A 22527-nucleotide genomic window follows, 5' to 3' on the forward strand; every position below is an offset into this window, starting at 1 on the left:
CCTAGGCGCTTGAACCCTGGTCATGGTGCCACAGAGCCGGCACTTCAAGGGTGGGGGAGCGGCGAGCGATCAGAGTCTGGATCCTCATGTCCGATTCAGCAGCTCACGCGCGACCTCGTTCAGGTCGGATGCGGTTATGGCGGGTTGTGGGCCCAAGGGGGAAAGAACCGCTCCCGAGCGGGCGACGAACGCTGCGGAGCAGCCTGCGGCGAGTGCGCCGCTGATATCCCAGGAGTGAGCGGCCACGAGCCAGATGTCAGCCATGGATGCTCCCAGATTCTCCGCGACCATTGCATACGCGGCGGGAGCCGGCTTGAGCTGACGGATAGAGTCGGCCGAATAGACCGCATCAAAATGCTGGGTGAGGCCGGCGAAACCGAGCTGAGCCTGGACGACCTGCTCGGTGGAGTTGGCGAGTGCAACGACGGTCGCGCCTGCCTGTCGCAGGCGTTGCAGCGCCGCGGGCACCTCCGGATGGCTGGGAAGACGGGTCATCCGATCGACCATCGTCTTGGCGTCGGCGGGAGTGAGGTCAAGGCCGTGCTGCGAGGCAATCATCGAGAGTGCGGCCTCTTGCGCTTGGGTAAAGCTGACATACGCTCCGGTCAGGCCGCCCACGAATGACAACTGCAACATTTGAGCGAACCATGCGCGACGCACCGCATCGGAACCAAAGGCTTCTCTGAATGGCTCATCCAGCACGCTGAGATCGAGAAGGGTCTCGTTGACGTCGAATGCCACGATCACGATGGGTCATCCTCTGCGTGTCAGGAGTCATGCGCACGGTGAGGCGACCGGCAAACGCTCGAACTAGTTCTAGTCGTCAGACGCGTTGGAAAACGCGCGGATCTGCGCGATCGCCATGTCTACCGCGACTCTCATGAGATTTACATCACGGGACGTTTTCGCAAGCAGGTACCCTCCCTGCAGCGCGGCCAGCAGCCCACTGGCAAGTGCGCGAGGGTCCGCGTCTTCCCGCAGAACGCCACGAGTCTGCAACCGGTCGATCGTGTCAACGATGATTTGCAGCCACTCATCGAAGTGATTCGCGATGATCCGACGGGTATCCTCGTCATGGTCTGCGATCTCGTTCGCGATGGACCCGAGCGGGCAACCGTAGGCGCCGTCCCGCAATGCGTTGCGCTCCACCATTTCATCGCGCCACAGTTCGAGCCCGCGAAGAGAGTCCACCTTCTCCAGGCGACGGCGCTGCTGGGCGAGCAATGCCTCGGCTCGAAATTCGATGACTTCCCTCACTAATGCGTTCTTATCCGCGAAGTGTTGATAGAGCTGGAACTTCGACGTCGCGCTTGCCGTGCGAACGTCAGCGAGGGTCGTCAAAGCGACGCCCCGTTCGAACATCAGTTGGTTGGCTGCCTCGACGATTCTTGCCTTCGTGGCGGCGCCGCGTGACGTCAAACGGCGCGCACTCGTGCCGTCGCCGCTGTTACTCACGCCTCCAGGTTAGCCTTCCCGACTCGCCGGACAGCACAGCCTTCGTCCTGTGATCGACGTGTCCACGCAACGTGGTTGACGCGCGGGCATGCCAAGAATCCCACGTTCCTACTTCTCTGGGCAGCTTGCGATCCGCCTTGACCGGCTCCTCTCTGGGTCTGCTTCGACCGCCATTAGGTGGACCCGCGAGTCCTTTTGGGTTGATCGTACACCCTCCACATCGAACAGGAGCAACGAAAAATACTGTCGTGGGTGCGCCGACTCTTATTCTCGCGAAATCAGAGATTGGACTACTGAGTCCGCTTGTGCCGGGCGTATGGTGTTGGAGTGGCTCGCGATGAACGTCTCATCCTGTCGATCGCGGTAGGGGCATCCTTCGTCGCGTTCATGAACAACACGGTCATCACGGTCGCGCTGCCCAGAATCACTGAGGAGCTGGGCGGGGGGTTACCAGGACAGCAGTGGATGATCAACGCCTACCTCGTGACGCTCGGCTCACTGATCCTCGTTGCCGGCTCGGTCAGTGACGTGCTGGGTCGTGGCCTGGTTCTTCGCATCGGTCTCATCGGGTTCGCGATCGCCTCTACAGCAATCGCTCTCGCGCCGACGGCGGAACTCATGATTGCTTTCCGGGCGCTGCAGGGAGCGGCGGGTGCCTTCCTCGTGCCGAGTTCGCTGGCGTTGATCACGTCGACCTTCCGCGACGCTGCCCAGGCTCGGGCGATTGGAGTCTGGACTGCGGCCACGAGTATGGCCTCCATCATCGGGCCCGTCGTGGGTGGACTACTCTCCGACTTCCTGTCTTGGCGCTGGGCATTCGTGGCCAACCTGCTGCCGATCGCGATCGTGTTGCTCCTGATCCTGAAGGTGAGGCTGCACGATGAGCCCCAACGAGGGCGAGTCGACATTCTCGGCGCCGCACTCTGTGCTCTTGGCCTCGGCGGACTCGTGACGGCTCTGATCGAGGGCCCCAATCAAGGGTGGGACAACCCCCTCGTTCTGACTTGCCTCCTAGCTGGCGGCACGCTGTTTCTCGCCTTCATCGTGCGGCAGCGATACGGCTCAGCCCCGATCGTGCCGTTGGAGATGTTCAAAAGAAGGAACTTCTGGAGTGGAAACCTCGCCACCGCGTTCGTCTACGCGGCCCTCTCCCTGAACGGCTTCGTCCTCGCGATCTTCCTCCAGCAATCGGTGGGCTTGTCCGCCACCGCTGCCGGGCTGGCTTCGCTGCCGATGACGATCATCATGATCCTCGGAAGCTCCAGCATCGGAGCGCTCAGCGGTCGCTTCGGAGCACGAGTGTTCATGACCGTCGGACCCATCATGATGGCGCTCGGCTCCCTCCTGCTTCTCACGGTGTCGGCAGACTTCAACTACTGGCAGCAGGTGTTGCCGGGTGTCATCGTGTTCGGAGCGGGCCTGACTGTCACCGTCTCGCCGCTGACCAGCGCCGTACTCGGCTCCGTGCCCAGCAATAGGTCCGGAACTGCATCGGCGGTCAACAATGCAGTTGCCCGCGTATCCAGTCTTGTCATCGTCGCTGTCCTCGCCGTGATCGTAGGAGGGCAGATCGATCTCTCCGGGTTTCACCGCGCCGCCATCGTCACGGCGATCTTGCTCACTGCTGGTGCTCTCGTGTCATGGATCGGGATTCGCAGCGCGGTCGAACCGCGCTCCCTCAGCAACACCACGGTCAGGGCTGAGCCCTGCACCGCCTCGGACATCCCAGTGACCGTCGGCGTCACGCGAGCAGTCCCACGACGCGTATGACATGCAAAGGAGACTCCCATGGCAGTGATCAATAGCGGGTTCGGTGGTCGTCGGGGCGCCAGCGACTTACGGTTGCCACCGGGCCAGACGCTCGTCGACGATTGGCCCGTGCTCACGGCCGGTCTCACTCCCGATGTCGGGGCGCACGAGTGGACCTTGACGATCACGACCGAGACAGGTGCCGAGCACAACTGGGACTGGAATGCGCTCCAGGACGTGGGTGTGGAAGACATCATCACCGATATCCATTGCGTCACCCATTGGTCAAAGCTCGATATGGCCTGGCGCGGAGTTCCCTTGGATCGACTCTTCGAAGATGTCGAGACATCCTACGACTACGTCATGGCCCGAAGCCACGGCGGGTACACGACCAACGTCCCCCTCGAAGACTTACTCGACGGACAAGCGTGGATCGCCACCGAGGCCGACGGCGAGCCTCTGACCCCTGAGCATGGCGGCCCCGCGCGTCTACTCGTACCCCATCTGTACTTCTGGAAGAGCGCGAAATGGGTCCGCGAACTACGGATGATGCCCACCGACGAACCCGGATTCTGGGAGCAGAACGGCTACCACCTCCGTGGCGACCCGTGGCGAGAGGAACGCTACTGGTGACGACGCTGATCCGCGCGAGCTGGCACGTCGGTCGCGTCGCCAACCGACGTCACGAGACCGCGTCTGCGGTCCGCCTCGAACTGGACGTGCCGACCTGGCCGGGAAACCATGCAGGATCCCACCTCGATATCCGCCTCACCGCACCTGACGGCTACCGGGCCGCCCGCTCATACTCAGTCGCATCGTCAGGTCCGACGACCCGCGTCATACTCGCCGTTGAAGAGCTCCACGGGGGTGAAGTCTCGCCTTACCTCGTGCACCAGCTCGCCGAGGGAGACGAACTCGAGGTGCACGGCCCTCTGGGGCAGTACTTCGTGTGGATCCCCACAGGACCCGACCGGTCCCCGGTTCAGCTCATCGCCGGTGGATCCGGGGTGGTCCCGTTGTTCGCGATGGCCGCCGCAAGGGAGCGTGAGACCGAACACGCGGATTTCAGGCTGCTCTACTCGGTACGGACTCCCCAAGACGTGTTCTTCGTCAATGAGCTCGCGGAACTCACGCAGACCACCGTCGATATCGTTCACACCCGCCGATCTCCTCCCGAATCATCGCGTCCCCCCGGACGACTGACGTACGAATCGCTAGGCGACTACGTCTTCCCCGCCTCGGCGACACCACGCATCTTCCTGTGCGGCCCGACACCATTCGTCGAGACGATCGCCGGCTGGCTTCTCGAACTCGGCCACGACCCCACACGAATACGCACCGAACGCTTCGGAGGCAGCGGATGACTCATCTCGACGGAAACGCACTCGCGGGAACCTTTGCCGACATCCTCGGCATCGAGATCACCACCGCAATCGGGCAATGCGGAAGCTGCCACCACCGCAGTGAACTCGCCCGGGCCCATGCCTTCCTGACCGCCGCCGGCGCGGTCCTGCGATGTGAACGCTGCCAAGAACTGCTCGCCGTCATCGTTCGCAAGTCGGATAAGGCGCTTATCAATCTCTCCGGCCTCGCCCACGTGACGATCGCACGACCGTGACCTCCCTCGACAGCATGAGCCGGAATCCGACTGGGACGGATGAAGAGGCATCGTGATCCAGATCTACGACAGTCGCGTGCGTGCTGTGCGCGACTTCATCCCTGCACGCGACGGGCAGGTCAGCATCTACGTCTGCGGGCCAACCGTTCAGTCCTCCCCACACATCGGACACTTGCGCAGCGCTCTCATCTACGACCTGTGGACACGATGGTTCACCTACCGGGGTTACAGGGTCACGTTGATCCGCAACGTCACGGACATCGACGATAAAGTCCTCGCCCTGGCCACCGCGGACGAGCCGTGGTGGGCGCGTGCCTACCGTATCGAGACCGAGTTCAGTGCCCTCTACGCGGCCATGGGGATTTTGCCTCCCAGCTACGAACCACGCACCTCCGGTCATATCCAGCACAGCCAGCTGCTCATTAAGCGCCTGATCCACCGCGGGCACGCATACGTCGCGACTGATGGATCAGGAGATGTCTACTTCGATGTCGCCAGCTGGCGCGACTATGGCTCGCTCACCCGTCAAGGACCCGATTCGATCCTCGACATCGATGAGAGCTCGAGCATCGCTAAGCGGGACAGCCGTGACTTCGCGCTATGGAAAGGCGCCAAGAAGACTGAGCCGGAATCGGCATCCTGGCCGTCACCGTGGGGCGCAGGTAGACCGGGATGGCACATTCAGTGTTCCGCGATGTCTCGCCGCTACCTCGGCCCCGTGTTCGACATCCATGGCGGCGGCCTCGATCTACGATTCCCTCATCACGAGAACGAGCTTGCGCAGTCCGTCGCGGCCGGCGACCAGTTCGCCAGATACTGGGTCCACAACGGACTGGTGACCACGAACGGGCAGAAGATGTCCAAATCGCTCGACAACACCATCTCCACCCACGACCTTCTCCAGCAGGTGAGCCCGGCGACGCTCCGCTACTATCTGCTGAGCGCGCACTACCGCTCAACGCTGGATTACCACGAACAAGCCCTCACCGACGCCGGAGCTGCTCTCAGCCATGTCGTTTCATTCCAGCGTCGAGCACGCGCCAACGTCGCGCCCGTTCCCACCGCGAGTCCTCTTCCCGAAGGCTTCGGGAACGCGCTCGACGACGACCTGAACGCTCCCGCCGCACTCGCCGTCTTGCATGATCACACACGTGCGGGCAACGCCGCCCTCGACCGCGGCGATCTCTCGTCGGCCGCAGACCGCTGCCGGTCTGTATCGGCCATGCTCAACGTGCTCGGCATCGACGGTGATGCGAGGGACTCGATCACCCCTGACAGCACCGGGAGGACATTCGCCGCGGTGCTCGACATGCTGCTCACGCACCGTACTCGCGCCCGTGCTGCACGCGACTTCGAAACTGCCGACCGCATCCGCGAGGAACTCGCTGATGCAGGGATCACCATTGACGACACCGCCTCGGGCACATCCTGGAGGAGATCATGACCTCACCGAACCGAGCCGGCGACCAGCCACCCCTCAAGCGATCACGCGCGGTCGAGCGACCGGGGCGGCACGACCGCTCGGCCGTGGACAGGATCGGGCTCGGGCTGGCAGCGCTGGGACGACCGATCTACCTCACCGACGGCAGATCCGATGCTCTCGGCGCCCCGGCGGATCGGACGATCGACGCGATGCGTGCCCGAACGTTCGAGGTTCTGGACGCCGCCTGGCGGCTCGGCATCCGGTTCTTCGACCTCGCGCCCTCCTATGGGCGCGCGGAGGACTTCATCGGCGAATGGCTTGCCGCCCACCCGACGCGCCGCGCGCAACTGACGGTCAGCTCGAAATGGGGATACGAGTACGTCGCCGGATGGGACCCGAACGCGACGGTTCATGAGCGCAAGGACCACAGCCTCGCCATGCTCGAGAAGCAGTGGCCCCAGACTCAGTCCGCTCTCGGGGGAGCCCCCGATCTGTACCTGGTCCACTCCGTCACCCCCGGGAGCTCTGCCCTCAGCGATCCCGCCCTGCTCGACCGTCTCAGAAGCATTGCTGACCAAGGCACGCGAATCGGACTCACCACCAGCGGGCCGCATCAAGCGGACACCATCGACGCGGCACTGAGCCTACGGGCATCGCCATTCTCCGCCGTCCAAACCACATGGAACATCCTCGAACGATCCGCACAACGCTCGCTCACGGTCGCCGCTGCCGGCGGGTGGATGGTCATCGTGAAGGAAGCGATGGCCAACGGGCGTCTCGCGGCGGGCGGATTCCCTGAAATGGATAGCCTCGCGAACATCGCTGGAACCACATCCGACGCACTTGCCATCGGTGCCGCCCTCGCGCAGGACTGGGTTCACATCGTCCTCAGCGGGGCGGTGACGGTCGCTCAGTTGGAGAGCAACGCGTCCGCACGACCACCGAGCGTAGACATCAGCGCGCTCGACGCTTTGATGATTCCCGCGAACAGATACTGGTCCGAGCGGGCCGACCGTGAATGGAGCTGACAGATGAAGCCGCATCGGCTCATGGAGCTCGCGGTCCAAACATCACCGAGGGTGTTGGCCCTAGTCGCAAACATTAGGAGGGATATAACTGGTCCCAAAGGTCCAGAAAGTGTTGTATCGGACGGTGTTTCTGTCCGATACTGATCTTATGACGACAGCTGAGCCCGTCACGATCTTCGACAGCCTGGTCGGTGAGATCACACAGCACTACCATCGCGGCCGCGTTCTCGTCGCGATCGACGGAGCGGATGGACAAGCGACCCACGGGTTCGCGGAGTCCTTGGCGGCGGCGATGCGTTCTAGATCCTGGTATGTACTCCGCCTGGGGATGACCCCCGGGGCGGCATCAGACATCCCGGTCGCCACTCTTCCCCATCCGGACAAGTACCGTGCCGACGAGGACTACAGTCACCTGCGAGCCATCGTGGCGAAGTTTCGCGAGAGCAAACTTGCCGTGGACCCCTCCGTTCCTGAGGTCCCCGCGGACGCGATGCTGATCGTCGACGGGCGATTTCTCCTGCGCCCCGAGCTGCGGGGCATCTGGCATTTCGGGGTCTGGCTCGAAGGCGACATGCACCTCAGGGACGAGTCGCTCGAAGCGCAGGTCCAGTACACCCGAGACAGCGCCCCAAGGGCTGCCGCAGACGCAATCTTCGATGTCACCAACGCGGCCTCGCCCGCCCGCGTGTGGGCGGACACCTGCTAACGGCTCTGAGTGAGCAAGCAGTCCGCTTCCACGCACGGACCGCTCCTTGAGAAGCCTGGACGACTTGGCCGGAAGCTGCCCGTCGCCCGAGAAGCAACCTTGCACGTTCAGACGATCGGAAAGGATGACAAGCCCCTTGATGAGGGCGGTGATGTACAAACGGTTCGGTGGCGTCGATGTCTTGTCGATGGGCCGGATTCCCCGCGCAACCCCCGGGCCACTTTCTGTCCTAGTCCGACCCGTCGCGGTGTCCCTGAACCCCGTGGATGTGCAGATCCGCGAGGGTCTGGAGCGAAAGTACCTGACCCCCCGTTTCCCCGCCGTTCCGGGAATCGATGTCGCCGGCGTGGTCGTGGAACTGGGAGCGGATACGCCGGAGTTCGCCATCGACGACGCCGTCGTCGGACACGCGATGAAAGACTTTGTCGGCGCCGGAACCCTCGCCGAATTCGTCGACATGCCTGTTCGGTCGACAATCCGCATACCTGAGGGCCTGACCTTCCGTGAAGCCGCAACTCTGCCACTGGCGGCACAGACTGCGCTTCAGGTCATCCGTCGCTCTGAACTTCAGGCCGCTGACCGCGTCCTCGTCAGCGGAGCTGCAGGGGTGTCGGTTCCTTCGCCGTTCAGCTCGCGAAGCGAACGGGCGCCGTAGTGGTGGGCACTGCGTCGCACAAGAACCTCACGTACGTTGAGGATCTGGGGGCAATGGCGATCGACTACAGGAGTGATCTGCAAGAAGCCACACGAGCGATCGCACCCCATGGCTTCGATGTCGTCCTCGATTTGGTCGGAGGACCGGCCCTCGACAACGCGCTGACGGTCATGGCAAAGGACGGGCGAGTCACATCAATCGCCGACTCCCGCGCACGCGACCAGTTCGGAGGCCAGTTCGTCTGGCTGCGCCCAAGCACGGCTGACCTGCGTACCGTGGCCGAGCTGGCGGCGTCCCGAGAACTGCGCACCGACATCGGCGGGGTCTATCGATTCGATCAGTTCCGGAGCGCTTTCGACGCCTTCGAGGCGCGCGAAACACGCGGGAAGACCATCATCGAGTTCGGGGGAACCACCTGACGGGTTCGACTCCGGCCCAATTCAGCTCGAGTTCCTGGCGACTGCGTCGCTCGCTCCACGCCCCTGTGTCTCGAGGGTCATCGCGATCGTTGTCACGCCGTCCGCACTGGGCGCAGCATCGGCGCCCCGAGTTGGCAGCCGAAAGACCAATGATCTTCCCTCGCGCACGTTGCTGGATCACTGCCCCGCTACTTGCGGGATCTTCTGGATGAAGCTGATGAGGTTGCCCTCGCCGTCCCGGATTGCCGTGCCGACGCCGATCGCCGGACCGAGATCCACGCTCTTCCACACGAAGGTAACGCCTCTGTTCTCGAGTTCTGCCGTGAGGCCCGCGAGGTCGGCTGTCTCGAACACCAGCGCCTTGTTCCCCACAGGCTGGAGGTGTTCCGGCGGGTCGGCGAAGAGTGCCTCGATCCGGTACCTTCCAGGCGCCTCCAGCAACTCGATCTCGATGCCAGCGCCGCGAACGATCGCCGCCTCCGCGTTCACGGCGTCGACGCGCGCACGACTGATCAGATCGAAACCCAATACGTCTCTCCACCACGCGATGGCTCTTCCCAAGTCTTCGACGGCCAACGCAAAGCCCACGATCCTGAGATCGAGCTCATCTCGGATGCGCGGCATCATGCGGGCGTGTCCGCGTCGGGTGCCACCACGTCGTCCGTTCGTGACATGTCGGGGTTGATGGGCACGGCGCCCTGAGCGAGCTTGAGCCGCGTCCACAGGTTCATATTGATGATCACAGCTGCCATCTCTGCGACGTCGCGCTCAGTGAAGTGGGTCCGCAATTCATCGTGCGCCGCGGCGAACTTCTCCTGATTGAAGATGGTGAGTGCTTCGGCGTACGCCAGGGCTGCCCGTTCTCGGGCGGAGAACATCGTGCTTTCCCTCCACGACGGCAGATGCGCTATCACGATTCCGGGAATCCCGATTTTGGTCGCAACCTCGGTGTGCAGTATCAGGCAATAGGAGCATGGGTTGAGCTGAGCGACCCGCAGCCGAAGAAGCTGCAGCAGCCGTGGGTCACCGGGCAGCTCCGCGGAGTATCCGAACGCGGCAGCCATCTTGCTCGCCAGTCGTCCGAAACGTGTCTGATTGGGGTCGAACCGGGTGTTCCGGAAGCTCACGTTCTCAAGCACCGGGCCGAATCGATTCATGCCGCGCCTAGGCACTGGCGCCGCCGTCATTCTGAGACGGGTGGGCGACCGGCTCTTCCTGAACCCCTGAGTCCTGAAGCCGAGGTCGAAGCCGAGAGTTCGAACGAGAGGGGGTCATCAAGAAACTCCGTAACAGTGAGTAAGTCTGCGATCATGAGCCATAAGAATCGCCTTCGAGCTGAGTGATATATGGACCTTAGGGTCCATGATGGCCTATCGTGAGCAGCAAACGCCACACCGAGGAGGACACCGTGAGCGCCAAGGAGTACGTCAAGACCGAGGAGGCGCTCAGTCGCCTCACCGAGCACCAGCACCACATCACCCAGGAAGAGGGCACCGAGCCTGCCTACGACAACGAGTACTGGGCGAACGATGAGCCCGGCATCTACGTCGACATCGTCTCCGGGCAGCCGCTATTCTCCTCGACCGACAAGTACGACAGCGGCACCGGCTGGCCGAGCTTCACCAAGCCGATCGATGACGAAGCCCTGGACACTCGACCCGACCACCAGCTGATCACGCCCCGCATCGAGGTGCGCTCGACCGGTGCGGACAGCCACCTCGGCCACGTCTTCCCGGACGGACCCCAGGACGCCGGTGGGCTCCGGTACTGCATGAACTCCGCCGCCCTCCGGTTCATCCCCGCCTCATCCCTCGAAGAAGAGGGGTACGGCCGGTACCGGTCCCTGTTCGACGCCGATGCCGAGTCGACAGGAGCGGTGGCATGAGCGAAGACACGGGCAAGATCACCCGCAACCCCGACACCGAGACGGCGGTCCTCGCAGGCGGGTGCTTCTGGGGCATGGAGGACCTGTTCCGTCACCAGCCAGGAGTGGTGGACACCCGGGTCGGCTACACCGGAGGCGAGAACGACCACGCGACCTACCGCAATCACCCCGGGCACGCCGAGGCCATCGAGATCGTCTTCGATCCGACCCAGACGACGTATCGCGACATATTGGCCTACTTCTTCCAGGTCCACGACCCCACGACCCTCAACAGTCAGGGCAACGATTACGGCACGAGCTACCGCTCCGCGATCTTTCCGACCTCGATGCAACAGGAGCAGATTGCCCGGGAGACGATCGCCGACGTCGACGCGTCCGGCCTGTGGCCGGGAAAAGCCGTCACCACGATCGAGCCCGCTGGACCCTTCTGGGAAGCCGAGCCCGAGCACCAGGACTACCTGGTCACCTACCCGAACGGCTACACCTGCCACTTCGAACGCCCGGACTGGGTGCTGCCGAGCCGCACCCAGGCGGACGCGCCGGCATAGCGCGGGAAGACTGGACGATCATATGGATAGCAGCCAGGAGGCCATGGTCCCGCTAACGGGTACCGACCAAGTGCTCGGGGAACTTGCGCCGCGTCAGACCGCCGACTCCCTCACTGGGCACGCGAGCATCACCCACAATGAAGACTCGTCGGTCTACGAGCTGCGCGTCGACGACCGCCCCATCGCCGGACTTTTGTACACCGAGACCGGCAACCGGGTCACCCTGCTCGCCACCTCCGTGTTTCCTGAGTTCCGGGGCAAGGGTCTCGCTGGCGAACTGCTCGGCGGTGTCCTCGACATGCTCCGCACGCAGGGCCGAACGGTAACGCTGACGTGCCCGTTCGCCACCGCGTTCGTCCACTCCCATCCCGAGTACGCCGACGTCGTGGACCCCACGTTTCCCGGCAACGCGCATTCGCGCAGGCACGGGCGGCGGCACTGAGCCGACCGAAAGGACGTCATGACCCATCCTGGAGAACACCCACTCCCATTCATGGACAAGGCCCTCCCCGATGCGTGGAAGGCTGCAACCACCTTCGCGACCGCCATCTCCGCAGAGACCCGACAGCACGGACTGACGCCCGCCGAAAGTGAGATCATCAAGATCCGCGTCTCGCAGCTCAACGGATGCGTTTTCTGCCTCGACCTCCACTCCCGGCAGGCCCGAAAGCTGGGCCTGCCGCAGCAGAAGCTGGACCTCCTCCCGGCATGGCGAGAGTCCACCCTCTTCAGCGACCGGGAAGCGGCGCTGCTCGCAATCGCGGAGACAGCAACCGTGCTGCCGCTGAGCGAAGCCAGCAAGGCCGACCTCCTCGCTGCCCGCAGCGCGCTCGGCGACGAGACCTTCGCCAGTGCAGAGTGGGTGGCCACGACCATCAACATCTTCAACAGGATCTCCATCCTCAGCGAGCATCCCGTGCGTGCACGGGATGCCGACGGGAACCTGTCCTGACGTCGAGACCGGCCACCCTCCACCTGTTGTGAAGTCACAGCCGACTCCCAGACAAACGGGACCAAGAGGTCCACTTCTGACGTTGTCTCCAATGACGCCGCAAGCCAGCGGCTGCATGAACGGAGGAATCGTGCCCAGCAACTACCGCAAGAGTCCCGAGGCGCTCGACCGTCTCACCCCGATGCAGTACCGCGTGACCCAGGAGGACGGCACAGAGCCGTCGTTCCGAAACGAGTACTGGAGCAACCACGAGCCCGGCATCTATGTCGATGTGGTCTCGGGCCAGCCCCTGTTCTCGTCCACCGACAAGTACGAGAGCGGCACCGGATGGCCGAGCTTCACCCGGCCGATCCAGCCGGACGCCGTGCACACCAAGACCGACCGGAAGCTCTGGATGGAGCGTACCGAGGTCCGATCGACAGGAGCCGACAGCCATCTCGGGCACGTCTTCGACGACGGCCCCGCCGACGCCGGGGGATTGCGCTACTGCATGAACTCCGCCGCGCTCCGCTTCATCCCCATCGCGGAGCTCGAGGCGCAGGGATACGGCGAGTACCGCTCGCTGTTCGACACCACCGACACCTCGAAGGAGAACGCTTCATGACCAGTGGTATCCGCGACACGGGTCAGATAATCCGCAGACCCGGCACTGAGACCGCGGTCCTCGCCGGCGGCTGCTTCTGGGGCATGGAGGACCTCATCCGCAGGCAGCCAGGTGTGCTGCAGACCCGCGTCGGGTACACCGGGGGTCGGAACAGCCACGCCACCTACTACCGTCACCCGGGTCACGCCGAGGCCCTGGAGCTGGTCTTCGACCCCGCGACGACCACCTACCGTGACATCCTGGCGTTCTTCTTCCAGATCCACGACCCGACCACCGTCAACCGCCAGGGCAACGACATCGGCTCGAGCTACCGCTCGGCGATCTTCCCCGTCACCCCGGAGCAGGAGCAGATCGCCCGCGACACCATCGCGGACGTGGAGGCCTCGGGCCTGTGGCCCGGGAGCGTGGCAACCACGATCGAGCCGGCCGGTCCATTCTGGGAGGCGGAGCCCGAGCATCAGGACTACCTGGAGAGGTACCCGAACGGCTACACCTGCCATTTCCCCCGCGCCGACTGGGTGCTCCCGCCACGCGCGGAGCACGCGGCAGCCTGATCAGAGGGAGTGTGCGCTCTCGAGCGCACACTCCCCGTCGGTCACCGGTGGCTAATGAGCTCCGCCGTCGTCAGCCCAGACATGCAGTTCGTGCATCACGAGCTCGTCGAGGATGGGCGCGTCGTACCGCCCCTCGGCGGCATATGATACGTTGCGGAAGCTGAGCCCGGCGACGTGATGGTCTTCGACGATCCACCGAACCTCATAACAGGAGCGGTGGCTCGGCGGCCAGAAGGAGCAGAAGCGTCCCGCCGCATCCACGTACCACTCGCCGCGGGTGGGCCGTCCGTTCTCGACATAGATGGTGCCGCCGGAAGAGTCGAATGTCTGCGTCGATCCGTCCTCATACTGAAAAGCGCCTCTCGTCAGCGCGTACGGCATGTCTTCGGCGAGGACGATGTCGCCGTGCTTCACGATCGGCTCCTCTCAGCGCGGGCAGCGTTGGCGCGTGCTTTCGTGTGCCATGCGGTTCTCATCAGACGACGGCCTCCTCGATGAGCTCGTAGATGTTCGCGCGCCGCAGGTCGGCAGCATGGAAGACGAGTCCATCGCCCCGCTCAGGCGGTTCCACAGCGACGTGCCGCACGCACGTTGCGGCGAGGTCTCGCTCTCGCCCCGACATGACGACGAGCCCGATCACCGTGGTGTCGGAGCCGACCGCGTTGGTCGCGGCCACACTGATGTCGCGGGTGACATGCCGCGCGATGCGATCGACACGTCGCCGCATGGCGCCATCAACACCTTCGAACACCATCACCACTGTCCGTGGCTGCACCGCATGCACCGCGTCACTGACTTCCTGACGAATCCGTGCGACTTCCGCCCTCCGGGACCGAAAACCGAGCATTCCCCTGATCCGGTACGCCGCCAGCACCATCCGCAGGTCCCGGGGAGTGAGCATGTCAGAGGCGAGCGGGACGAGATCGAGGACTGCTGCGTCGTCCCCGACCCGGACTGGCGAACTCGTCTCAGACATCGCGCGCACGGGGGCGTGATTCCCGCCACCGCTTCGCGCAATCGCCGCACGAAGCCTCCGTCCCAGCAAGCCGCACGCTGCGCAAACTCATGTATCCATCTGCATGTGTCATCGAGAACCCTTTCCGACGGCTCTGTTCGGGGTGCACGCTTCGCCGGCGGCGGGCGATGAGGATCGCCCGCCGCCGATTCGCTTAGCGTTGCGACGGCTACGCGTGAACGTGACCCGGCTCATGCTGGTGGTTGTCGAGTTCTGCTCGGACCTGCTCCATGTCCAGCGCCCGCACCTGAGCGATGAGATCCTCCAGCGCCGGCTTCGGCAATGCACCGGCCTGGAAGAACACACGGATGGAGTCCCGGTAGACGGCCACGGTAGGCAGCGCGCGAATGCCGATCTCCGCCGACAGCTGAGCTGCGGCCTCAGTGTCCACCTTCCCGAAGACGATGTCAGGGTGCTCTTCGGAAGCGGCCTCGTACACCGGGGCGAACGCTCTGCACGCCCCGCACCAGGTCGCCCAGAAGTCGAGGATCGCGATTCCGTCGCCGCCCGTGATCTCGTGGAAGTTCTCTTCTGTTACATCAATCGTTGCCATCTCAGGTCCTCTCAGAGCGTGATCTTGATTGGACCCCATGGTCCTCTTACATAGTCCTCGATGACTTGGGGCGGCGCAAGATCGCTTGGCGTGCCGACGCGCTGTGGACTGCTGTCGACGGGTGGGGCGAGAGTCCGCATCGGCTGGAAGGTAGACGAAGTCGGCCTACGTCATTCACCGACGGGAGTCAGCGGATGCGAATGCCCCACAGGAACGCTGCCGGCGGCGGCACTGCTTGGAATGGGCTCAAGACTGTCGCTTTCCTGACGACAATGGTCGGCCAGTCCCCGGACGACCGCGGCAAGTGATCGAGCGGTCAGCGCGCCGGTATGGCTGAAAACACGTGTTCCGTTGCGAAAGGCTAGGAGAGCTGGGACGGCGGCCACACCGGCGATCTGTGCGGCCCACAACTCGGTCGCTATGTCGACTCGAGCATGCACGATGTCCGAATGCTCGATGGATGACAGTTCATAGATTGCACCGAAAGCGCGACAGGGTTTGCACCAGCTCGCCCAGAAGTCGACCACGACGAGTTCTGTCGTCGTGACCACGCGTCCAAAGTCATCTTTGGCCAGAGCGATGACCGTCATAGGTTTGCCGTCCTCAGGGCTCGGTACGCATAGGTGGACCCAGGGGTCCATCAACTCATGGTCGCGTACGGTGACGGTACGCACAACTGGAGTGCTGGTGCTCCGAAGCGGTGCGTGGTTACGCCCTGGCTCACGGCGGTGATCCAGCCTTCGTACCTCTCCGGCATGACCATCTCGATCCGAGTGATGAGCGCTGGTCATGGGTATCGCTATCTGCTCGGCTCCGTGGTCACGGGCGATGGGGATCGAGATGCCGCATCAGGGCTCGCGCGGTACTACGCCGAGGTGGGAACTCCACCGGGACAATGGCTCGGAGCCGGCCTGACCGGACTGGACACGCTCAAGCAGGGCGACCCGGTGTCCGAGGAGCAACTACGCCGCTTGGTCGGGCACGGACAGCATCCCGACACGGGGGAGATCCTCGGGCGCGCGTACCGACAGTTCGCGACGGCGGACCAACGGGTTGAGCGCCGAGTCGACCGGCTACCGAAGGGCCTTGGTGACGCTGAACATGCCGCGCAGGTCGCGGCGATTACCGCTGAAGAAGCCCGCAAGCCGACTGGGTCGCCCGTGGCTGGTTTCGATCTCACGTTCTCCGCACCCAAGTCTGTTTCAACGCTCTGGGCGGTCAGCGATGCGGGCACCCAAGCTCTCATCGCCGAGGCGCACCAGCAGGCGATGAAGGACGTCCTGGGCATCATCGAGCGCGACGTGGCGATGACCAGGATCGGGACGGAGGGTCCGCGCGGGGCGGTCGCGCAGGTCGAGGTTCGTGGGATTGTTGCTGCGGCCTACGACCACTACGACTCGCGAGCGTCGGATCCGCAGTTGCACACGCATGTCGTCATCGCCAACCGGGTGCAGGGCGTGCATGACGGCAAGTGGCGCACTGTCGACTCCCGTGCGCTTCATGCCGCCGTCACAGGGTTGTCGGAGCACTACAACGCTGTGCTCTCTGATCACCTGACGCGGCTTCTCGCCGTGTCCTGGGAGGCGCGGGAACGCGAGGCCGGACGTATGCGCCGGTGGGAGATCGCGGGCGTGCCGCAGTCGCTGATGGATGTGTTCTCCTCGCGCACGAAGGACATCGAGCGGGTAAAGCAATGGCTGGTCGAGGAGTACGCGGCCAAGCACGGGCGTCAACCGTCCCGGGCGCAGCTGTGGCGGATCCGCCAGCAGGCGACGTTGGAGACACGGCATCCGAAAGAGCTGCGTTCACTCCATGACCTGACCCAGCAGTGGCGGGATCAGGCCGCTCAGGTGCTCGGCGCGGATGCCGTGTCCTGGGCGCGAGACCTCGTCGAGACCGGCACGAGTGAACCGCTGCTGCGCGCGGACGACATCTCGCTGGACCGTGTCGGCGAGCTGGGTGCGGGTGTCGTTGAGCAGGTCGCGCAGCGTCGGGCGACGTGGCGTCGCTGGAACCTTCATGCGGAGGCCGTGCGCCAGACGATGCCGTATCGGTTCGCGTCCGCGGCGGACCGCGATGTTGTCGTCTCGTTGATCGTCGATGCTGCACAGGCGGCATCGTTGCGGCTGACGCCGCCCGAGCTGGCCACCAGCCCGCGCGAGTTCCAGCGCGCGGACGGGTCGAGCGTGTTCCGCCCGAAGGGGTCGGCCGTGTACTCGTCCGAGACTGTCCTCGCCGCCGAAGACCGCCTTCGAGCGGCCGCGGCTCGACGTGAGGCGCCCACGGTCGACCTGGACCTGATAGCTCGGGTCGCACGTCCGCGCATGCCCGATCAGCGTGCACTCGGTGCGGATCAGCAGGACGCGATCGGGAAGGTCGCGGTGTCGGGGCGTGTCCTCGACGTGCTGGTCGGCCCCGCCGGCACGGGCAAGACCACCACGATGCGCGCGTTGCGGCGAGCCTGGGAAGCGCAGTACGGCAAGGGCTCGGTGGTGGGGCTTGCCCCATCGGCGGCGGCAGCAGCGGTCCTGGGCGAAGAGCTGGACGTGCAGACGGAGAACACGGCGAAGTGGTTGTACGAGCACGACCGTGGTCGCTGGGATCTGCGCGCCGGGCAACTCGTGATCATCGACGAGGCGTCGCTGGCCGGCACCTTCGCGCTGGACCGCATCACCGCGCACGCCGCCGAGGCGGGGGCGAAAGTGCTGCTGGTTGGCGATCATGCTCAGTTACAGGCCGTGGACGCGGGCGGGGCGTTCGGGATGCTCGTCCGAGATCGAGATGACGCACCGGAGCTCGTCGACGTGCGCAGATTCCGCAACGACTGGGAGAAGTACGCCTCCCTGCAGCTGCGCCTGGGGGACACCGCGGTGATCGACACCTACATGGACCACGAGCGCGTCGCCGGCGGGGACCATGACCGGATGCTCGACGCCGCCTACCAGGCATGGATGCAGGATCAGACTGCCGGGAAGGTGTCGGTGCTGATTGCCGAGACCATCGAGACGGTCACCGACCTCAACGAACGGGCACGATCGGACCGGATCCTCGCGGGAGTGGTCACCGACGGGGGAGTGCGCCTGCGCGACGGCACTCGCGCATCCAGCGGTGATGTGGTGATCACCAGACAGAACGACCGTCGCCTTGCCCTCCGCCGGGGCTGGGTGAAGAACAACGACCGGTGGCACGTCACAGGCGCGCACGAGGACGGCTCAGTCACCGTCCGGCGTGAGAAGTCTCGATGGCGCAGCACGATCACCCTGCCCGCGGCCTACGTCGCCAATCACGTCGATCTCGGATACGCGATCACAGCGCACCGGGCGCAAGGCGCGACCGTCGAGACCGCTCACGCGGTCGTCGCCAGCCCCGAGATGACCCGCGAGGCGCTCTACGTCGCGATGACCCGAGGGCGCGAAGCGAACACGGCATACGTCGTTACCGACCAGCACCACCTCGAACAGCACCAGCACCGCGACGACCTGCAGAACAGCGCCCGCTCCGTCCTGTACGGGATCCTCCAGCACACCGGCGCCGAACTGTCCGCCCGCGAGACAATCACCGCGGAGCAGGACGAATGGACATCGATCCGACAGCTCGCCGCCGAGTACGAGACCATCGCGCAATCCGCGCAACACGACCGATGGCTCGGGCTCCTCCGCGCAGGCGGACTCGACGAGACCAGCATCGATGAGCTCGTCGCCACCGACGCGTACGGCATCCTCAGCACCGAACTGCGGCGCCTCGACGCCGAGGGTCACGATGTGGACGCCCTGTTGCCTCGAGTTGTCTCGGCCGGAAACCTGGAGGACATCGACGATCTTGGCTCGCTTCTGCGATACCGAATGCAGAGGGTCGCGAGCCGGTTCGCTCCGGCGGTCCGGCGTCGCCAGCTCATCGCCGGCATCATCCCTCGAGCGAGCGGAACTATGGAACCCGAGATGGCACGAGCGCTCGCCGAGCGCGAGGAGCTCATCATGCAACGTGCGGTCGCGCTCGCTCGCCGGGCCGCGGGGGAGAGCGGCTCCCGGGCGACGCTGACACTTCCATCCAGCGTCCGCCCGCTGACGGATGACGTCCTCCAGCAGTTGACGGTCGTCGCCGCCTACCGCGACCGGTACGCGGTCACCGGACAAGACCCACTCGGCGCCGTTCCGGACGCCGACGCGCAACGCGTGGACTACGAACGCGCCCGCACTGCACTCGCGGCTCTCCGCAACGCGCGAGACGCGCAGCCCGACGCTGCAGAGCAGTCCTTCCACCGGGGTGTCTCGCGAGACGCCCGCTGACGGTCTGCGCTCCCTTCCGCTCGACGGCCGACGAGCGTAACCTGGGCGCAGCGGCAGGACAATCGTTGGCCGATCCCGTTCCGGCGGGCGACGCAGACCCCTCGGGGACCTCAAAGCTCAGGACCACGCCGCGCCAACCGTGTTGGCCCGAAAGCGAGGACCCCTGATGCTTATCCGCACTCTCTGGACTCTCAGCGTCCGCACCCGCGCCTTCCTGCGCCGATGGATGCCTACGAACATACTGCTCGATAAGCTTCGTACCCGGCGCGGTCTCAAGTGGGGAGTCCCCGCGATGGGGCTCGGTCTCGTTTATCTGTTCATCGCCGCGGTAAGCATCACGCTCATCAATGGAGGCTGGTCGCAGGGGCTCTACATCGTCTTCGCCGTGTGTCTGTGGAACGCGCTGAAGTTTCTTCTCTTCGGCCCGATCAGCCTGCTGCTGCTCGCGCGGGCACGCGACCACGAACGCCGCGCGAAGCGTGATCTCCAACGTTCTTCCGCGGATGCAGTGGCGGCGTAGTTCGTGCAGAGCATCGAGGCATGAGTCGCGAGGATCGATGATCGGCAGACTGGAGGGATGCCCTCTCAACTGCGCAGCCGCTGCCACAGCCTCGTAGCCTCACCAAACCGGACTCACATTCACGCGAAGACGGGGGAGCGAACGCTTCGTGGCTAGACCTCGCACCCCGATCGGCACCTACGGCACCATCTCCATCCGACGCCAGCCCAGCGGCCAGTACGCGGCGCGCACAAGCTACCGCGACTGGGACGGAAAGAGCCGAGAGGTCCAATCCACCGCCGCCACGAGGCCAGCGGCGGAACGTGAGCTGAAGAAGAAACTCGCCGAGCGTTCGCTGTTCCACCCCGGGTTCACCGGGATGAGCGCCGACAGCGCGTTCACCGCCCTGGTCGACTACTGGCTGGAGGACATGGAACTCGAAGACCGCCTCTCCCGCACAACCCGGCAACTGTACGAGCGGAACATGCGCACCCTCGTCCTCCCGTTCTTCCAGGACGTCACGCTCAGGGAGATCGGAGTGGCCCGCTGCGACTACTTCCTCAAGCAACTGGCGAAGCAGAGCTACAACCGCGCCCGCCAAGCCCGCGTTGTCCTGCGCCTCGCCCTCGGACTCGCCGTCCGACACGAGATCCTGCCCCGCAATCCCATGGACCACGTGTCGCGTCTGCGCAGACCCACGCGCAGTCCCGATGTGTTCACATGGGACGAGATCAGCGCTATCCGCACCGCGATCCGCGACTGGGAGAAGCGGCCCATCCTCGCCGGTCCCCGCCCCGACGGACAACTCGGTCAGATCGTCGAGGTCATGCTCGGCACGTCCGCCCGCATCGGCGAAGTCCTCGCGATCCGCGTCGCCGACATCGACCTCGACGCACCCGTGCCGATGGTCCGCATCGCCGGGACGATCGTCAGCCGCAAGGGCAAGCCCACGCACCGACAGGATCATCCGAAGACAGCACGCTCGGTCCGCCGCGTCGCACTACCCGGGTTCGCGCTGCGCGCCGTCCGCGCACGACTCCGAAGCCTTCGATTCGTCGGTCCCGAGACGCTGTTGTTCGTCACGCGCGTCGGGACTCCGCACACGACGAACAGCGTCCGTCGCCTGCTCCGCGACGTCATGGACCAGGCCGGCATCGAAGACGTCACCCCGCACCGGTTCCGCCGCACCGCCGCCACCGCGATCAACGACGTCGGAGGGCTTCAGCTCGCCTCCGAGCTCCTCGGCCACAGTGATCCCGCGATCACCCGCGAGCACTACATTCGCCGCAACGAAACCGTGAACCCCGCCACCGCCGAGTTCACAGAGCGGGCGTTCGGGAGAGCGAGCTGACTAGAACGCCTTCCTCGAGTCGACATGGTCTGGCCTCCCCGGCCAAACCATGCGTCTCCGCGACCCATGACCGTGTGGTGGCGGTTGCCGTCGCTACGATGACGCGTATGGCCCCAGCGACCCAGCGCTCCTTCGAGATCACTGTTCTAGGCAGGACCCTCGAGCATCTCGGTACTCAGATGTACAAGCGTCGCGATGTCGCAATTGCTGAGTTGGTTGCCAACGCGTGGGACGCGGGAGCCACGGAAGTACAGATCCAAGTTCCCCAGGCATCCGCGTACAACCTCGAGACGAGCGTCATTTCCGTCACCGACAACGGTATGGGAATGTCTGCCGACCAGGTCGATGAGGACTACCTTGTCATCGGACGCAACAGGCGGGCAGACGGCCAAGAAGCGCCCGCCGGCCGGTCCGTCATGGGGCGTAAGGGAGTCGGCAAGCTCGCGGGCTTCGGACTAGGTCGCACTATGAGCATTCTTACTTGGCGCGACGGTGTCGCGACCTCGGTCGACCTGGACGGCAAGAAGCTGAAAGCTGAGGGAGGTCAGAGCAAGAAACTCGAACTCTTGGGAACGGTCGGCGACGTGCCGTCGGACCTGCCTTATAGCAGCGGCACGCGGATTTCGATGAAGGCACTGAAGCACAAGACTCCTCCTGATGTCGTAGGTCTCCATCAAGCGCTAGCTCGTAGATTCAGCAGAACCGTTGTCGGCAAGATGCGTATCGCCATCAACGGCGAAGATCTCCGCCAGCCCACTTTGAGCCTCACCCATCGTGAGCCAATCAGTGGCGAGCGGGAGGTCACCCTCGACGACGGCAACAAGGTCACCTGGTGGGCGGGGTTTTCATCCACGGTTCTGTCCACTGAGCTTCAAGGCTTCACGGTTCTCGTGAACGGTAAGACCGCGCAGGCTCCGCCATACTTCTTCGGCGTCGAGGGCACCGCAAGCGGACAGCACGGTACGAAGTACCTCACCGGGGTCATCGAAGCCGACTTCCTCGACGAGGGAGTGGATGACGAGTCGGACCGCATCTCGACGGATCGCCAAGAGATCGACTGGGATGACGAGAGCACGCTCGCCTTCAAGGCGTGGGGAGAAGCACTCACACGTCGACTCCTCCGGGAGCGAACCAAAGCCCGAGGGGAGCAAGCTGAGAAGGCGGTGCTGAGCGACGAGACACTCGCCCTTCGCCTGAACCAACTCGATAAGCCGTCGCGGGACAAGG

27 protein-coding genes are annotated in these 22527 nt (G+C 64.5%); 19 read left to right on the forward strand and 8 right to left on the reverse strand.

Annotated elements, in window-relative coordinates; translation table 11 throughout:
- Positions 1 to 84: 84 nt before the first annotated feature.
- Both WDU93_RS14940 and WDU93_RS14945 read right to left on the reverse strand, forming a co-directional pair.
- Complete coding sequence (locus WDU93_RS14940; protein WP_337322037.1) at positions 85 to 747, reverse strand: haloacid dehalogenase type II; 663 nt, start codon at positions 745 to 747, stop codon at positions 85 to 87.
- Between the two features lie 69 nt (positions 748 to 816).
- Entirely contained in the window at positions 817 to 1455 is a 639-nt protein-coding gene (locus WDU93_RS14945; protein WP_337322038.1) for a TetR/AcrR family transcriptional regulator, read from the reverse strand.
- A gap of 327 nt (positions 1456 to 1782) precedes the next feature.
- Here WDU93_RS14945 and WDU93_RS14950 point away from each other — a divergent pair, with 327 nt between their 5' ends.
- The 9 genes from WDU93_RS14950 to WDU93_RS14990 all read left to right on the forward strand — a co-directional run bounded on the left by WDU93_RS14950 (position 1783) and on the right by WDU93_RS14990 (position 9053).
- Entirely contained in the window at positions 1783 to 3225 is a 1443-nt protein-coding gene (locus WDU93_RS14950) for an MFS transporter (RefSeq protein WP_337322039.1), read from the forward strand.
- An 18-nt stretch (positions 3226 to 3243) separates the two neighbouring features.
- Positions 3244 to 3837 carry a molybdopterin-dependent oxidoreductase gene (locus WDU93_RS14955; RefSeq protein ID WP_337322040.1) on the forward strand — a complete coding sequence of 198 codons (594 nt, stop codon included), beginning with the start codon at positions 3244 to 3246 and terminating at the stop codon, positions 3835 to 3837.
- A complete protein-coding gene (locus WDU93_RS14960) occupies positions 3834 to 4568 on the forward strand; it encodes an FAD-binding oxidoreductase (protein WP_337322041.1) in 735 nt (244 codons plus the stop codon). The genes WDU93_RS14955 and WDU93_RS14960 overlap by 4 nt, the downstream gene beginning before the upstream one ends.
- The gene (locus tag WDU93_RS14965; RefSeq protein ID WP_337322042.1) at positions 4565 to 4822 is read left to right on the forward strand and encodes a DUF6510 family protein; all 258 of its coding nucleotides are present in this window, start codon (positions 4565 to 4567) and stop codon (positions 4820 to 4822) included. Before WDU93_RS14960 ends, WDU93_RS14965 begins: the two co-directional genes overlap by 4 nt.
- Before the next feature lie 49 nt (positions 4823 to 4871).
- Positions 4872 to 6266: a cysteine--tRNA ligase gene (cysS, locus tag WDU93_RS14970; protein WP_337322060.1), complete on the forward strand. Its 1395-nt coding sequence runs from the start codon at positions 4872 to 4874 to the stop codon at positions 6264 to 6266.
- Entirely contained in the window at positions 6263 to 7273 is a 1011-nt protein-coding gene (locus WDU93_RS14975; protein ID WP_337322043.1) for an aldo/keto reductase, read from the forward strand. Before cysS ends, WDU93_RS14975 begins: the two co-directional genes overlap by 4 nt.
- A 148-nt stretch (positions 7274 to 7421) precedes the next feature.
- Positions 7422 to 7979 carry a nucleoside/nucleotide kinase family protein gene (locus WDU93_RS14980; RefSeq protein WP_337322044.1) on the forward strand — a complete coding sequence of 186 codons (558 nt, stop codon included), beginning with the start codon at positions 7422 to 7424 and terminating at the stop codon, positions 7977 to 7979.
- Positions 7980 to 8166: 187 nt separating this feature from the next.
- Complete coding sequence (locus WDU93_RS14985; RefSeq protein ID WP_337322061.1) at positions 8167 to 8634, forward strand: alcohol dehydrogenase catalytic domain-containing protein; 468 nt, start codon at positions 8167 to 8169, stop codon at positions 8632 to 8634.
- 2 nt (positions 8635 to 8636) lie between these two features.
- Positions 8637 to 9053 (forward strand): zinc-binding dehydrogenase, encoded by a 417-nt coding sequence (locus tag WDU93_RS14990; protein ID WP_337322062.1) that lies wholly within the window; start codon positions 8637 to 8639, stop codon positions 9051 to 9053.
- Positions 9054 to 9230: 177 nt separating this feature from the next.
- On the opposite strand, the gene WDU93_RS14995 is transcribed toward WDU93_RS14990, so the two are convergent.
- Together WDU93_RS14995 and WDU93_RS15000 are read right to left on the reverse strand one after the other, a co-directional pair.
- Positions 9231 to 9680: a VOC family protein gene (locus WDU93_RS14995; protein WP_337322045.1), complete on the reverse strand. Its 450-nt coding sequence runs from the start codon at positions 9678 to 9680 to the stop codon at positions 9231 to 9233.
- Positions 9677 to 10117 carry a carboxymuconolactone decarboxylase family protein gene (locus WDU93_RS15000; RefSeq protein WP_337322046.1) on the reverse strand — a complete coding sequence of 147 codons (441 nt, stop codon included), beginning with the start codon at positions 10115 to 10117 and terminating at the stop codon, positions 9677 to 9679. The genes WDU93_RS14995 and WDU93_RS15000 overlap by 4 nt, the downstream gene beginning before the upstream one ends.
- Before the next feature lie 311 nt (positions 10118 to 10428).
- On the opposite strand from WDU93_RS15000, the gene msrB (WDU93_RS15005) reads away from it, so the two are divergent.
- The 6 genes from msrB (WDU93_RS15005) to msrA (WDU93_RS15030) all read left to right on the forward strand — a co-directional run bounded on the left by msrB (WDU93_RS15005) (position 10429) and on the right by msrA (WDU93_RS15030) (position 13596).
- Entirely contained in the window at positions 10429 to 10938 is a 510-nt protein-coding gene (gene msrB / locus WDU93_RS15005) for a peptide-methionine (R)-S-oxide reductase MsrB (protein WP_337322047.1), read from the forward strand.
- A complete protein-coding gene (gene msrA, locus WDU93_RS15010; protein WP_337322048.1) occupies positions 10935 to 11486 on the forward strand; it encodes a peptide-methionine (S)-S-oxide reductase MsrA in 552 nt (183 codons plus the stop codon). The genes msrB (WDU93_RS15005) and msrA (WDU93_RS15010) overlap by 4 nt, the downstream gene beginning before the upstream one ends.
- Before the next feature lie 43 nt (positions 11487 to 11529).
- Positions 11530 to 11928: a GNAT family N-acetyltransferase gene (locus tag WDU93_RS15015; protein ID WP_337322049.1), complete on the forward strand. Its 399-nt coding sequence runs from the start codon at positions 11530 to 11532 to the stop codon at positions 11926 to 11928.
- Positions 11929 to 11979: 51 nt separating this feature from the next.
- Positions 11980 to 12438 (forward strand): carboxymuconolactone decarboxylase family protein, encoded by a 459-nt coding sequence (locus WDU93_RS15020; protein WP_337322050.1) that lies wholly within the window; start codon positions 11980 to 11982, stop codon positions 12436 to 12438.
- Between the two features lie 130 nt (positions 12439 to 12568).
- Positions 12569 to 13042, forward strand: coding sequence for a peptide-methionine (R)-S-oxide reductase MsrB (gene msrB, locus WDU93_RS15025; protein ID WP_337322063.1), 474 nt, complete (start codon positions 12569 to 12571; stop codon positions 13040 to 13042).
- Complete coding sequence (gene msrA, locus WDU93_RS15030; protein ID WP_337322051.1) at positions 13039 to 13596, forward strand: peptide-methionine (S)-S-oxide reductase MsrA; 558 nt, start codon at positions 13039 to 13041, stop codon at positions 13594 to 13596. Before msrB (WDU93_RS15025) ends, msrA (WDU93_RS15030) begins: the two co-directional genes overlap by 4 nt.
- A gap of 51 nt (positions 13597 to 13647) precedes the next feature.
- On the opposite strand, the gene WDU93_RS15035 is transcribed toward msrA (WDU93_RS15030), so the two are convergent.
- From WDU93_RS15035 to WDU93_RS15050, 4 genes are all read right to left on the reverse strand, one after another.
- The gene (locus WDU93_RS15035; protein ID WP_337322052.1) at positions 13648 to 14010 is read right to left on the reverse strand and encodes a hypothetical protein; all 363 of its coding nucleotides are present in this window, start codon (positions 14008 to 14010) and stop codon (positions 13648 to 13650) included.
- 61 nt (positions 14011 to 14071) lie between these two features.
- Entirely contained in the window at positions 14072 to 14350 is a 279-nt protein-coding gene (locus WDU93_RS15040; RefSeq protein WP_337322053.1) for a hypothetical protein, read from the reverse strand.
- A 430-nt stretch (positions 14351 to 14780) separates the two neighbouring features.
- Positions 14781 to 15164 (reverse strand): thioredoxin family protein, encoded by a 384-nt coding sequence (locus tag WDU93_RS15045; protein WP_337322054.1) that lies wholly within the window; start codon positions 15162 to 15164, stop codon positions 14781 to 14783.
- A gap of 170 nt (positions 15165 to 15334) precedes the next feature.
- Complete coding sequence (locus tag WDU93_RS15050; RefSeq protein ID WP_337322055.1) at positions 15335 to 15754, reverse strand: thioredoxin family protein; 420 nt, start codon at positions 15752 to 15754, stop codon at positions 15335 to 15337.
- Between the two features lie 165 nt (positions 15755 to 15919).
- On the opposite strand from WDU93_RS15050, the gene mobF reads away from it, so the two are divergent.
- The 4 genes from mobF to WDU93_RS15070 all read left to right on the forward strand — a co-directional run.
- A complete protein-coding gene (mobF, locus tag WDU93_RS15055; protein ID WP_337322056.1) occupies positions 15920 to 19450 on the forward strand; it encodes a MobF family relaxase in 3531 nt (1176 codons plus the stop codon).
- 166 nt (positions 19451 to 19616) lie between these two features.
- On the forward strand, positions 19617 to 19970 hold the full coding sequence (locus tag WDU93_RS15060) for a sulfate permease (RefSeq protein WP_337322057.1): 354 nt from the start codon (positions 19617 to 19619) through the stop codon (positions 19968 to 19970).
- Positions 19971 to 20118: 148 nt separating this feature from the next.
- Positions 20119 to 21300, forward strand: a complete 1182-nt coding sequence (locus WDU93_RS15065; protein ID WP_337322058.1) for a tyrosine-type recombinase/integrase — start codon at positions 20119 to 20121, stop codon at positions 21298 to 21300.
- A gap of 107 nt (positions 21301 to 21407) precedes the next feature.
- The coding region (locus tag WDU93_RS15070; protein ID WP_337322059.1) for an ATP-binding protein at positions 21408 to 22527 on the forward strand (1120 nt) is incomplete at its 3' end.

Source organism: Microbacterium istanbulense, assembly GCF_037204145.1.
Taxonomy (GTDB): domain Bacteria; phylum Actinomycetota; class Actinomycetes; order Actinomycetales; family Microbacteriaceae; genus Microbacterium; species Microbacterium istanbulense.